General features: G+C 69.3%; 11 protein-coding genes. 4 read left to right on the plus strand and 7 right to left on the minus strand.

Going from position 1 to position 12,643, the window contains the following annotated elements:
* Positions 1 to 118: 118 nt before the first annotated feature.
* The 3 genes from ACWD4A_RS33640 to ACWD4A_RS33650 are packed head-to-tail and all read left to right on the plus strand — an operon-like array spanning position 119 to position 2,768.
* Positions 119 to 796: a response regulator gene (locus ACWD4A_RS33640; RefSeq protein ID WP_451199950.1), complete on the plus strand. Its 678-nt coding sequence runs from the start codon at positions 119 to 121 to the stop codon at positions 794 to 796.
* A 41-nt stretch (positions 797 to 837) separates the two neighbouring features.
* Positions 838 to 2,244: an ATP-binding protein gene (locus ACWD4A_RS33645; RefSeq protein WP_451199952.1), complete on the plus strand. Its 1,407-nt coding sequence runs from the start codon at positions 838 to 840 to the stop codon at positions 2,242 to 2,244.
* Positions 2,241 to 2,768, plus strand: a complete 528-nt coding sequence (locus ACWD4A_RS33650; protein ID WP_451199955.1) for a GerMN domain-containing protein — start codon at positions 2,241 to 2,243, stop codon at positions 2,766 to 2,768. The genes ACWD4A_RS33645 and ACWD4A_RS33650 overlap by 4 nt, the downstream gene beginning before the upstream one ends.
* Here the strand turns inward: ACWD4A_RS33650 and ACWD4A_RS33655 are convergent.
* From ACWD4A_RS33655 to ACWD4A_RS33670, 4 genes are read right to left on the minus strand one after another with little or no spacing between them, the layout of a single operon-like run.
* On the minus strand, positions 2,760 to 3,962 hold the full coding sequence (locus ACWD4A_RS33655; protein WP_451199956.1) for an ABC transporter permease: 1,203 nt from the start codon (positions 3,960 to 3,962) through the stop codon (positions 2,760 to 2,762). The genes ACWD4A_RS33650 and ACWD4A_RS33655 overlap by 9 nt on opposite strands.
* On the minus strand, positions 3,959 to 4,648 hold the full coding sequence (locus tag ACWD4A_RS33660) for an ABC transporter ATP-binding protein (RefSeq protein ID WP_451199958.1): 690 nt from the start codon (positions 4,646 to 4,648) through the stop codon (positions 3,959 to 3,961). Before ACWD4A_RS33660 ends, ACWD4A_RS33655 begins: the two co-directional genes overlap by 4 nt.
* Positions 4,645 to 5,730, minus strand: coding sequence for a peptidoglycan-binding protein (locus tag ACWD4A_RS33665; protein ID WP_451199960.1), 1,086 nt, complete (start codon positions 5,728 to 5,730; stop codon positions 4,645 to 4,647). Before ACWD4A_RS33665 ends, ACWD4A_RS33660 begins: the two co-directional genes overlap by 4 nt.
* A complete protein-coding gene (locus tag ACWD4A_RS33670; protein ID WP_451199961.1) occupies positions 5,727 to 6,332 on the minus strand; it encodes a hypothetical protein in 606 nt (201 codons plus the stop codon). Before ACWD4A_RS33670 ends, ACWD4A_RS33665 begins: the two co-directional genes overlap by 4 nt.
* A 221-nt stretch (positions 6,333 to 6,553) precedes the next feature.
* Here ACWD4A_RS33670 and ACWD4A_RS33675 point away from each other — a divergent pair, with 221 nt between their 5' ends.
* Positions 6,554 to 8,326, plus strand: coding sequence for a hypothetical protein (locus tag ACWD4A_RS33675; RefSeq protein WP_451199964.1), 1,773 nt, complete (start codon positions 6,554 to 6,556; stop codon positions 8,324 to 8,326).
* Positions 8,327 to 8,358: 32 nt separating this feature from the next.
* Here the strand turns inward: ACWD4A_RS33675 and ACWD4A_RS33680 are convergent, their stop codons facing one another.
* From ACWD4A_RS33680 to ACWD4A_RS33690, 3 genes are all read right to left on the minus strand, one after another.
* Positions 8,359 to 9,297, minus strand: coding sequence for an ABC transporter substrate-binding protein (locus ACWD4A_RS33680; protein WP_451199966.1), 939 nt, complete (start codon positions 9,295 to 9,297; stop codon positions 8,359 to 8,361).
* Between the two features lie 71 nt (positions 9,298 to 9,368).
* The gene (locus ACWD4A_RS33685) at positions 9,369 to 9,818 is read right to left on the minus strand and encodes a roadblock/LC7 domain-containing protein (protein WP_451199969.1); all 450 of its coding nucleotides are present in this window, start codon (positions 9,816 to 9,818) and stop codon (positions 9,369 to 9,371) included.
* A complete protein-coding gene (locus ACWD4A_RS33690; protein ID WP_451199971.1) occupies positions 9,811 to 12,063 on the minus strand; it encodes a nitrate- and nitrite sensing domain-containing protein in 2,253 nt (750 codons plus the stop codon). The genes ACWD4A_RS33685 and ACWD4A_RS33690 overlap by 8 nt, the downstream gene beginning before the upstream one ends.
* Positions 12,064 to 12,643 lie beyond the last annotated feature (580 nt).

Below are 12,643 nucleotides of genomic sequence, written 5' to 3' on the forward strand. Positions count from 1 at the left end.
GGGCTGTCCATCGTCACCTCCATCGCCCGCGCCCACCAGGCCGAGGTCGACGCCGAGGCCAACCCGGACGGCGGCCTGACCGTACGCGTCACCTTTGGGGCATATCCATAATGTCTCCATGTCTCATGTGCTCCTGATCGAAGACGATCCCGCCCTGCGTATCGGCCTGGAGATGGCTCTGCGCCGGATGGGGCACGAGGTGGCCGCCTGCGGTACCGGTGAGGAGGGGCTGCGGCGCCTCGGCGCGGGCGGCGTCGACGTCGTCGTGCTCGATCTGATGCTGCCCGGGATGGACGGCTTCGAGGTGTGCCGCCGGATCAGGGCGGCCGGGCCCGTGCCCCTGCTGATGCTGACCGCGCGCGGTGACGACATCGATGTGGTCGCCGGTCTCGAGGCGGGTGCCGACGACTACGTCGTCAAGCCCGTACAGCCACGTGTGCTGTCGGCACGCATCAGCGCGGTCCTGCGGCGCAGTGACCCGATGCCCCGCGAGCGCAGTGAGCAACACGGTGATGTGGTCATCGACCGTGCGTCGCTGACGGTCAGCAAGAACGGCGTGGTGATGGCACTGCCGCCGACCGAGCTACGGCTGCTGCTGACGCTCAGTGCGGCCCCCGGCCGGGTCTTCGGCCGGGAGGAGCTGCTCGAGGCGGTCTGGGGCTACGACCGGGTCTGTGAACACCGTCTGGTCGACGCGGCCGTCCAACGCCTGCGGCTCAAGATCGAGGACGTGCCGGGCGCGCCGCGTTATGTGCAGACCGTCCGCGGCTTCGGCTATCGCTTCGGGCCACTGTGACCGCCCGTTGGGGAAGGCCGTGGGGGTTGCGGGCCCGGTTGATGACCGCTTTCGTGCTGCTGGCGGCGTTCAGTACGGTCGCGACGGCTGTCCTCACCTACCGGCAGGCGCGCGGCAGCATCCTGGACCGGTCGCAGTCCGCGCTCACCGGCGACTTCCGCGACCAGATGGCCGCTCCCGCTCTGTCCTGGCCCGCCAATGAGGCCGATCTGGCCCGTTTCATGGATCGACTCGTCCCCCGTACCCGGCAGGCGGGCGTGCGGGTCGTCCAGAGCTCGACGCACATGGCGGGTGACGCGTCGGCGTCCAAGGTGCCGGTCCCGGATGAGTTGCGCGGCCGAGTGCGTGGTCAGAACGGCTATGCCTGGCAACGGGTGGTCGATGACGGTGTCCCCTGGCTGGTGGTGGGTGCGCCTCTGAGGGTGAAGCAGCCCGCGGGCGTGAAAGCCTCCGCACCGGTCGAGGTGTATCTGACGGCGTCGCTGCGTACCGAGCAGGAGGACACGACGGCCGTCCTGGACGCGGCCCGTAACGGCGCGCTGCCGGTGGCGCTGGCGGCGATCCTGCTCGCGCTGCTGTCGGCGCGCCGGGTGCTGCGGCCGGTGCGGGAGCTGGGGCGGGCGGCCCGGGATCTCGCCGAGGGGAGGCTGGATACCCGGGTGACCGTGAAGGGGAAGGACGAACTGGCCGATCTCGCGGGCACGTTCAACAAATCGGCACGGGAGCTGGAGTCCACTGTCGGGGAACTGCGGAGCATGGAGGCCAAGGCGCGGCGGTTCGCCGCCGATGTCTCGCACGAGCTGCGTACCCCGCTGTCGGTCATGACCGCGGTGACGGACGTCCTGGAAGAGGAGGCCCCCAGGATGCAGGGCGATGCCGCGACGGCCGCCGGGCTGGTGGGGTCGGAGACGCGACGGCTGGTGCGGCTGGTCGCGGATCTGATGGAGATCTCCCGCTTCGACGCGGGGGCCGCCGAGTTGCGGTGCCAGGAACTGGACGTGGCCCGGCAGATCACTGCCACGGTGCAGTCCAGGGGCTGGCAGGAGCATGTACGCACCTGTTTCCCGGAGGGGGTACGAGCCAGGCTGGATCCTCGCCGCCTGGATGTGATCACGGCCAACCTGGTGGGCAACGCTCTGCGGCACGGCGGTGAACCGGTGACGGTGACGGTGCGGTCCGAGGCGGAGGATGTGGTGATCGAGGTCGCCGACAGCGGGCCCGGCATTCCCGGGGACGCGCTGCCGCATCTCTTCGACCGCTTCTACAAGGCGGACACCGCGCGGTCGAGGTCCGAGGGGAGCGGGCTGGGGCTCGCCATCACGCGGGAGAACGTCCTGCTGCACGGCGGCGAACTGACGGCCGCGAACCGGCCGGAGGGCGGTGCGGTCTTCACGGTGCGACTGCCTTCCCGGGGCGCGGAGCGGAACGACGAAGAGGCAGGAACGTGAGGAAACTCTGGATTCCGCTGGTGAGCGGCCTGCTGGCGACCGGCTGCGGGATCGGTGCGGCCGGGCCCGACAAGTTCGACGGTACGCCGGCGGAAGTGACAGCGATCCCCCGGCTGTACTGGGTCACCCACGACGGTCGGCTGCGTGCCTCTGTGGGGGCGGAGTACGCGAAGCAGCCCTCGGAGCCCTCCTCCGAGCGGGCGGTGCAGTTGCTGCTCGCCGGGCCGGACGAGCTCGTACGTGCCACCAACCTGGACACGGCGTTGCCCGAGGTGCCGGCGGGCCGGCTGTCGGAGGTGGTCGTACGAGGAGGGGACGAGGGGCCGCTCACCCTGGAGTTGCCCCTTGACGTGTCCGGGTTGGAGAAACTCGCTGCGGGGCAACTGGTGTGCACCGTCTGGAGCACGGAGGCCGTACGGCGGGGAGACATCGCCCAGATCGAGGTGACGCTCAGCGGCGGTGGCCGGCGCAGTGGTCCGCACCGCTGCGCCGGCTATCCCACCGCGCCGGGCCCGTCAGCTTGAGCCGAGCGCCTCGGTCGGTGAGAGCCTCGAGGCTTGGACGGCCGGGTAGAGACCGGCGACCATGCCGATGACGACCGTGGCACCGAGTCCCCCTCCGAGCGCCCAGGCGGGTACCACCGCCGGCCAGCCCTGGACGGCCGCGAAACCGAACGTGGCGAGGGCGCCGAGCAGGGCGCCGGCCGCCCCGCCCAGCCCGGACAGCAGCAGGGCCTCGGTGAGGAACTGGATGCGGATCTGGCCACGGGTCGCCCCCATGGAGCGGCGGAGGCCGATCTCCTGGCGGCGTTCGAGTACCGAGATGACCATGGTGTTGGCGACCCCGACCCCGCCGACGAGCAGCGCCACCGCGCCCAGACCCAGCATGAGGCCCGTCAGGGAGCCGGACGCGGCCTCCTTCGCCGTGAGGGCGTCGGAAGGGCGGCTGACCTGGACGGTTTCGGGTGCCTGAGGGTTGACCGTGCGAGTGAGGACGGCGCGGACCGAGGCGACGGCCCCGTCGTCGGAGCGTTCGTAGAGCCGGGTCGGATGCCCGTCGAAACCCAGGCGTTTCTCCGCCGCCTCCCAGCCGACGAGGGCCGCCGTGTCGAGGTCCACGGCGAGTTCGAGAGGCCGCATCACCCCGATGACCGTGAAACGGTCCTCGCCGATCCGGACCAGTTCGCCGGGCGAGGCACCCAGCCGCGTCGCGGCCGACGCGCCCAGGACGACCGTGGGGTAGGCGGCGGTGGCGGAGGTGAACCAGCGGCCGCGTGCCATGCCGCCGCTGACCGCGTCCAGGAGGTCCGGGTCGGCCGCCATCACATTGATCCCGCCGTTGCGTTCGGCCGGGACCAGCTCGTTCCGGCGGATCGTGGTGTCCTTGAGCAGCGCGATCGCACTGACCTTGTGCACGGGGCCGATCCTGGCCACCATCGCCGCCGCCTCCTTGGGCAGCTTCGGTGCCCCGTCCCCGCCGTTCAGGGGCGCGCCCGCCTCGACGGTGAGCATGTCGGTGCCGAGGCGGTCGAGTTTGGCCATCAGGTCGGCCTTGCTGGAGGTGGAGATACCGACGACGGCCACCATGGTGGCGATGCCGATCGCGATGCCCAACGCGGACAGGAAGACACGCACCGGGCGGGTACGCAGCCCGACCGCGCCGACCCGCAGGACGTCACGCGGGCTGAGCCGGGCAGGGTGCAGCGAAACGTCGCTCACGCCGCGATCACCGGTCCGCGGTCGTCGACGATCTCACCGTCGCGGACCCGTACTTGACGGGGCAGCGAGGCCGCGATCTCCTGGTCGTGCGTGATGATCACGATGGTGGCCCCGTCGGCGTTCAGGTCGCGCAGGATGCCCATCACGGACTCCCCGGACCTGGTGTCCAGCGCGCCGGTGGGCTCGTCGGCCAGGATCAGATCGGGCTCGCCGACCACCGCTCTGGCCACCGCCACCCGCTGCTTCTCGCCGCCGGACAGTTCGTACGGCCGATGCCGGGCACGGTGGCCGAGCCCGACGCGTTCCAGTGCGGCCGCGGCCCGCTTCCGGCGCTCACGCTGCGGGAGTCCGGCATAGAGCATGCCGTCGGCGACGTTGTCGAGGGCGCTGCGCCCCGGTGCCAGGTGGTACTGCTGGAAGATGAAGCCCAGGTGCCGGGCACGGAGTGCGGACAGCTGCTGGTCGTCGAGTACCCCCACGTCCTGCCCGGCCACCCGGATCGTGCCGGAGGTGGCGCGGTCCAGGGTGCCGATCAGGTTGAGCAGGGTGGACTTTCCCGATCCCGAGGGGCCGACGACAGCCGCCAGCTCACCATGCCGCACCTGGAGATCCACTCCGTGCAGGACGGTGAGGCCGCCGTAGGACTTCACCACGTCGGACAGGCTGATGACCGGTTCGCGGGTCATGTCGAGGGCACCTCCACCAGGGTGCCCTCGGTCAGGTCGGAGCCCGTGAGCTCGACCTTGCCGTCGGCGTAGGTACCGGGCGTGACCTGCACCGTCTTCTTGGCCGAGCCGGTGACGACCTGCACGCCGTACCCGCCTTCGCGCAGCGCCACCAGTGCTTCGACCGGCACGGTCAGCGCGTCCTTGGTCACCTGGTCGGCGAAGGCCACCGTGACCGGCAGCCGGTCCTGCACCGACGCCCCGACCGTGCCGTCGAGGGTGATCTCGACCGTGGCCTTGGGCTTTCCCGCGGGCGCCGCTCCGGACGGAGTGTCGGTACCGCTCTCGGCCGCGGCCAGCGTGATCCTGGTGATCCGGCCCGGCTTCTCGCCGGCACCGGGGACGGAGACCTTCACCGCCGAGCCCTGCTTCAGCTTGGCGCGCATCGTGTCCTCGACCTGCGCGGTGACGACCCGCTTGTCCGAGCTCAGGGTGAGCACCGGGGCATTGGCCTCGATCTTGTCACCGGACTGCGCCTTGGCGTCGGCCACACGAACCTGACCGGGCAGGAAGACCAGGTGCTCCGGCTTCACCGCTCCGGTCTGCTCGACGCCCAGTCGTTTCTGCCAGCGCTTGACGGCGGCCTCTGTGCCGGCGTCGAACTTGCCCGCTCCGGAGACGCCGTCGTAGCCCAGCGCCCGCAGGTTCTCGGTGAGCTGGACGACGTCGATGCCGTCCACGCCCTTCTTCAGCTCCCGGTACATCGGCACCTCGCCGTAGAAGAGCACCACCGGCACCCGGTCCACCTCGTACAGCGGCTGATTACGGCGGATCGTGTCACCGGCCTTCGGCGGCCGCGCGGTGACGGTGCCCGCGGCGCCGGCCTTGAGATCGCGCTGCGAGGCGTAGGTGAGGGTTCCGGAGAACGACGTGCTGGTGACGAGATCGGACCTCGTCACCTTCGCGGTGGTCACCGAGGCGTTGTTCACCACAGGTTTCCCGTCTCCGCCGGTGCCGTACACGGCATAGACACCGCCCCCGGCGGCCAGCACCAGCATCGCCGATGCCACGCCCAGCACCGCCTTGCGCGGAGGTCTGGTCATTCCTGCGCCCCGTCATTGCCGTACGCCTTCTGGCGGCAGACCGGATCGGCGGCCTTGAACTTGGGGTCTTCCAGCGACTTGCCCGGGTCGTCGAACAGCGCGCCGCCGTCCTTGGGGTCGTTGACCTTGACACCCTTGCTGCGCAGGCAGTCGGCGTACTCCTGGAAATTCTTCTTGCTCTCGGCCTGCGCCTTCGGGTCGGCAGCGAGCTTGTCGTTCGCCTCGGCCCACTTGACCCGATCGGGCTCGCACGCCTTGTTGGCCTTGCGGCCCAGCTCAGAGACGCCGTTCTCGCCGTTGGAATCGTAATACCCGGAATCCGCACTCGGCTTTTCCAGCCCCTGACCGGGCTTGATGTCGGGCAGGTTGATCCCGTTCTTGCGCATGCAGGAAAGGTATGCGTCCTCCAACTTCTTCTGTGTCGCCTGATCGACGCCCGTGCCGGGCCGGTCCTTGTCGCCGCCCTTGGCCGGGGAGGACTGCGCAGTGGCCACACCGTCGTCGGAGGTGGCGCTGCCGCCGCAGGCGGTGACGATGAAGACGGCGGGAAGCAAGGCGAGCACGCCGGGGCGAGCAGCCCGGGAACGAATGATTTTCCGCATGCTCCGCAGGCTGCCGTGCACAGATCATGACGACCGCATCGGTACTTCATGAGCGCGTAACAGCTCCACCGCTCTCGCTGACAGGAGAAAGCGTCCATGCCGGCCAACCACCTCTCGACGCACCGCTGTTACGCGGCCATGAAGTGCCGATGAGGTTCTCGTGATGTGACGACGACAACGTATGGCAACCGACATACCCGTGCTCGAAAGGCAGGTCCTTCATGTCCGTCGCCGGTCTGCGCTCACTCCGGTCGGTCCTCGCGTTCCTGAGTGTCACAGCTGTCCTCGGCACCGCCGCACCGGCCCAGGCGAGCCAGGCAGGTCCTACGGCGCCGGTCCCGGGACGGCCTGGCACCGACCAGCGCCACCCCGTCGCACGGGACAGTTACGACCTGGGGCCGACCGCTTTCGAGGATGACGTCAAGGCCGAGATCCAAGGGGTCGCGCACTACCCCGAAGGCGCGCCGGGCAAGAAGTTTCCCGTCATCGTCATGCTGCACGGCGGTCACGACACCTGCGCGGCGGGAGGGGAGTCATCGGTGGCCTGGCCCTGTCCGACGGGTGCGCGGCCGCTCCCCAGCCACCGCGGCTACGACTATCTGGGCAGGGAACTGGCAGCGCGCGGGAATGTGGTGGTGTCGATCGGGATCAACGGTCTGACGGCCGCCGAGATGGCCGAGTGGCGCGGTGGGAGGATGATCAATCAGCATCTCGCGCTGTGGCGCAAGTGGCAGAAACCGGATGGCGGCCGCGCCTTCGCCCGTGCCGCCGACCTGAAAAAATTCGGGCTGTTCGGCCATTCCCAGGGCGGTGAGGCGATTGCACGGGCAGTGGCCGGAGACCCGGATTTCATCGAGCAGATCGAAGCGCCCGTCAAAGCTCTCTTCCTCATGACGCCGGGAGCCTTCGGGAAACCTGCCGCGGTCGAACAGCCCATGGCGGTGATGCTGTCCACCTGCGACGGTGACCTGAAGGATCTACGCGGGATGCGGCACTTCGACAAGAGCCGCCATCTGTCCGGCGCCGGGCCGAAGTACGTGTTCACCGTGCCGGGCGGCAATCACAACTTCTTCAACACCACATGGTCCCCCAGCAGCCAGCTCCCCGGGGCCAAGGACGACGCGGCCGCCGCCAAGCCGGGTTCCGGGTGCGAGCCCGGGGCGGCGAACCGGCTCGGCGAGAACCGGCAGCGCGAGATCGCCGGCCACTATGTCGGCGCCTTCTTCGCACGGCATCTGAAGGCCGACAAGAGCCAGGACGCGCTACTCACCGGCGCGGCCCCGGTCCACGCCCCCGCGGGCGACGTCCAGGTCACGTACCAGGCTCCGGAAGCGCAGCGGCGCGACATCAACAGGTTCTCCGGGCGACAGAGCCTGGCGGCCAACCAGCTCGGCGGCGGAGTGGGGGTGACCGGCGGGCTGAACGCCGAGATGTGTGTGCAGCCCCGGTTCGAGGACATCGACCAGGAGGAACTGGACCCGTCGAAGTGGCCGAGCTGCCTGGACGGAGGGCACGACGCTGCGTACGACGTCCATTACGGTCACACCATGCCGGTGCTGGGCGGCGGCCCCGCCATGCTGAAGGCCGCGTGGGACAAGCGCGGGGGAACGCTGCGCAATGACATACCGCGGAAGTTCCGCGACTTCAGCGCCTACCCGACGGTGCGGCTGCGCGCCGCCGTCGACCCCAGTGACCCGCGCAATCCCCGCAATCCCCGCGACCCCGCGGAAGGGAAACAGGACTTCTCCCTGCACCTGATCGACACCAAGGGCCGCAGCGCCTCGGTGGCCGTCGCGCGGTACGGCCAAGCCGTCGACGCCCCCTGGTCCAGCACGGACCCGGAGGGCCTGAAGCTCTTCATGCTCAGTGACATCCGCATCCCGCTGGATCAGTTCAAGGGTGTGGACACGAAGAACATCGCGCAGGTCCGGATCGACTTCGACCGCACCGACCGGGGTCATGTGGCCCTGGCGGACCTCCGGCTCGCCCCCTGAGCGAGCACGTACTCCGGTGGCGGGCAAACAGGTCAGCCGCCGGGAGTCCCGAGCGCGCCGTCGGTGACCCGCCACTTCTTGAGAATCTTGGTGTACTCACCGCTGTCGATCACGCTCTTGAGGGCGGACTGCACGGCTTCGCGCAGTCTGTCGGCACCCTTGGGCAGGGCGATGCCGTACGGTTTCGGGTCCAGCTGGCCGCCCGCCACCTCGAAGGCACCGTTGCCGGGAGCCTGGTTGGCGGTATAGACGGCGCTCGGGTAGTCCATCATCGCGGCATCGGTCGTGCCCCGTTCCAGGGATTCGAGTACTTCCTTGTGGGTCTCGTACCTGTTCATCGCGATGTCCGGCTTGCCCGCTGCCTTGCATGTCCGGCTCTGTTTCAGGGCGACCTCCTCGACGGTGGTCCCCTGCTGGACGGCGATTCTCCGGCCGCATACGTCAGCGGGTGAGGCGATGCTCCGAGCACGTTTCTTGTGGACGACGACCGAGGTGCCGGCGGTGAAGTAGCGCACGAAGTCGACGCCGGGCCCGGTATCGGCTCCCGTGCCGTCCACTCCCTGGCGGCGCTGCTTCGTGTCGTGGATGCCGGACATGGCGAGGTCGAAGCGCTGGGACTGGAGCCCGTCGAGCAGCTCGGAGAAGTCGGCGTGCTCGAACTCGAAGGTGACTCCGAGCAGTTTCCCGAGCGCTGCCGTGAGGTCCACTTCCACCCCCACGGTCCTGCCGCCTTCCGGATAGACCAGCGGGGGAATGCTGTTGATCCCCACGCGGATCACACCTGTCCGCTGGTACTTGTCGGGGAGCAGCCCAGCCAGCGGGGCGTCCTGCCGGTTCGGGGAACCCGCGGACTGCTCTGTGGCGTCGGTCGGCCGGCCGGAAGCCTGGCAGCCGATGAGAAGCACGGAGGCGAAGGCGAGCGCGGCGGCGTGAAGACGCCGTACCGGCTCACCGGAGTATGAGATATGCACGTCCAACTACCAGGTGTTGTTCCGTCTGTCCGATCGTGCGGGTCCACGACCGCCGCTCCTTGCCCGGGTGCTCAGTCGAGGAGCATCTGGCGCAGCCCGGCGCGCACTTGGGGGGTGAGGGCCGGCCCCACCCTGTCCACCAGGCGGGCGGCCTCGTACGCCACCAGCCCGATGTCGCAGGAGGAGCCGCACAGCACGCCCAGCGCGGAGCCGTCGGAGACGGTCATGATGCAGAGGAACCCTCCCTCGGCGTCCATGTCCACCAGCGTCTGGTTCATCCGGCCCCGGCCGTGGATGGACACCGCGCCTCGGGCGAGGACCACGATTCCGGAGACGACGGCGGCGAGGCGATCGAGGTTCGCCCCGGCCAGACAGCCGGAGTCGGCGAGGGTCAGGCCGTCCGCCGACACAAGGATCGTGCTGGTCACGCCGGGTGTGCGGGTGGTGAATTCGTCGATCAGCCAGGTCACGTCGGTGTGGATGCCGCTCACGGTGCTCGTGATCCCGTCTTCGTCAGTCATCGGCTCGGTCTTCCTTGCCGTCGTGGTCCTGTCGGGCGCGGTTCGCTCCCGTGTAGAAGCCGCTCAGACGGCGGCGGAGCTCGGCGGCGTCCCTTCCCGGCTCCTCTTCCGGCTGGGGCGGAACCGGCGCGTTCCGCTCCCGCAGTGTTGCCAGGGGGGTACGGCGTGGGAGTCCTCCCAACCCCGGTGCCGGTGGCGCTTCGGGGGGAAGGGGGCCGGGTGCCTCCGGCTCGTCCTGTGGTTCCTCCCGCGGTTCGTCGGAAGGCCAGGGGCGCGGTTCCGGTTCCGCCGCCGGGGCCTGCTGCGACCAGACGGGGACGGGCTTGGGGGCAGGCGCGGGGACGGGCGCGAGGGCGGGTGCGGGGACGGGCGCGAGGTCCGGCATCGGCCGGGAGACCGCGACGCACGAGGACGGCAGCACCACGGAGGCGGTGGTGCCCCTGCCCATGGAGCCGAGGCGGACCTTGACGCCATGGACGGAGGCGAGTCGGCTGACCACGTACAGACCCATCTGGCGCGTCGCCGAGGCGTCCACGGCCATGGTCCGTGTGAGGCTCTTGTTGAGCCGCTCCACCGTCGCCTCCGCGATTCCCACGCCGCTGTCCTCCACCTCGATCAGGACATCGCCGCTCAGCGTCGACCGGCTGGTCACCGCCACCTGGGTGGACGGGGCCGAGTACTGCGTGGCGTTGTCCATCAACTCGGCCAGCAGGTGGGTCAGATCGTGTACGACCTGTGCTTTCACCCAGACATCGGCGCTCGTCACGACCTCGATCCTGGTGAACTGCTCCACTTCCGAGGCGGCCGCCCGGATGATGTCGACCAGCGGCGCGGGTTCCTGGTGCACTCGCCCAGGGCGTTCCCCCGCGAGGACGAGCAGGTTCTCGCCGTGCCGCCGCATCCGGGTGGCCAGATGGTCGACGCGGAACAGTTTCTCGAGTACGACCGGGTCCGTCTCCTCGCTCTCCATTCCGGTGATGACTTCGAGCTGGCGGTAGACCAGCCCCTGGTTGCGGCGTGCCATCGAAGCGAGCATGGCGTTCACGCTCGCCCTGAGTTCGGCCTGCTCGGCGGTCTGCTTGACCGCTTCCCCGAAGACCTGCTCGAAAGCCCGGGACACATCGCCGATCTCGTCGCGCGTCCCCAGATCCAACGGCACCGGGCGCAGTTCCTCCTTGGCGGCACGGCCGTCGGCGACCGCGGTGACAAGGGCCGGCAGCTCCTGCCGTGCCGCCCGCAGCGAGGTGCGGCGCAGCCTGCTCAACTGCCGGACCGTGGCCTGGACGATCCATACCGCGAGCAGGAAGGTGAGCAGCAGGGCGAAGGCCACGAGTCCGCCGTTCCACCATGCCGTTCTCTGTGCCGTGTACCGCTCGTGTGCCGCGGTGTCCGCGACGCGGAGTGCTATCTGCTTCTCGATCTCGTGCAGGTCGTCGATGATCCGCGTGGCGGAGGTGTTCCAGTCCTTGACGATGTTCTCGTCGATTTCCAGCGGATTGATGGCGCCGGCCCTGCCGACCATCGCGGATATGTAGGAGGCGTCGAGGGCCTCCTTGAACTTCTCGACGTCCTGCTTCTGGGCCGCCGTCCGGAACTCACGGAAGGTCACCTTCTGGAGCCAGCCGTGCGACGCCGCTTCCTTCTGCTCGGTCTTCTTCACCTGGCCGCGCGAGAAGCCCGCGTTCAGCAGGGCCCGCTGGCTCGAGATGGACGCCTTCCCGATGGAGAGCGAGCTCAGGGCCCAGATGTCGGCGGCGTTGCTTCCTCCGTTGCGCGCGACCTCCATGGGCAGGCTGAGCAAGGGAGTGATCATGTTGGCGTACGCCAGGTCGGTGGCCACCGAATCGAAGTTCTTCGTGTACGCCTTGACCCGCAATTCGGCGAGGCCCTGCAGGCCCTTCTGCGTGTCGGCGACCCGCTGGACCATCCCCTGGTTCATCAGTCCCACCGTGCCCAGGCCCTGGTACTCGGCGAGCAGCCTGTCGGTCTCTTCCCGATACGGTGTCATATCGACTTTGGACTTCCCCGTGAGAGCCGCGAAGTCCCGTTCGTTCTCGAGGGCGTGCGCCAACTGCACCGCCGCGATGACGGTTTTGGTGGACTCCTCGCCGGTCCTCATCTGCTCGGCCCGTTCGAGCGCGCCCCGGATCTCCGACACGGCCAGGGCCAGGGCCAGGGCGATGGGCAGGAGAAGCGCGATCGCCATGCGGGTCGAGATCTTCCAGTCCTGGGGCAGCAGCACCATTCTGAAAAGACGGCTTCTCCCGACTGCTGCCGGACGGTTCTTCTTGTTCTTCATGACAGTGGTGGCCCCGGGTCCGCGATCCTCGTGCCCCGACGACACCGCGGGACTCCGTGATGCTACGAGCGGGACGCCCCCGCCAGACCTCGCTAGAGGTCTACAAACACTGCCGAAAGATGACCATGGGTGTCCCTTCGCTCCGTGCCCCTGTTCGCCCGATACCCGCACCCTTCTTGCAGCCGGCCGCAAGGTGAGGCCCGTCAGAATTGCGGCGAGTCGCAAGATTCCCACGAGATCGTCGGGGATCAGGTGACACCATCAGGACGGGAATGTCGGGACACCTCGACGTGGCTCCTTGCGTTCTTGCAGGTCAAAGCCGTTTCGCGGGCGATGCTCTCTTCTCGAAGAACACCCGTCGGCCCACCGGCCCACCGTCCGGAGAGCGGCCTCTCAAAAGCAGAAGGCGTGCCTGGCGTCGTGGACGGTGCCGCGTGGGGGGCCGGGGGGGCGGCCCGCGGGGGGGCGCCCCCCCCGCGGCCTGACCCTTCCCGCCGGGGGGGGGGCCCCGAGTTGGGGGCGGGTG

This window comes from Streptomyces sp. NPDC002537 (assembly GCF_053594975.1).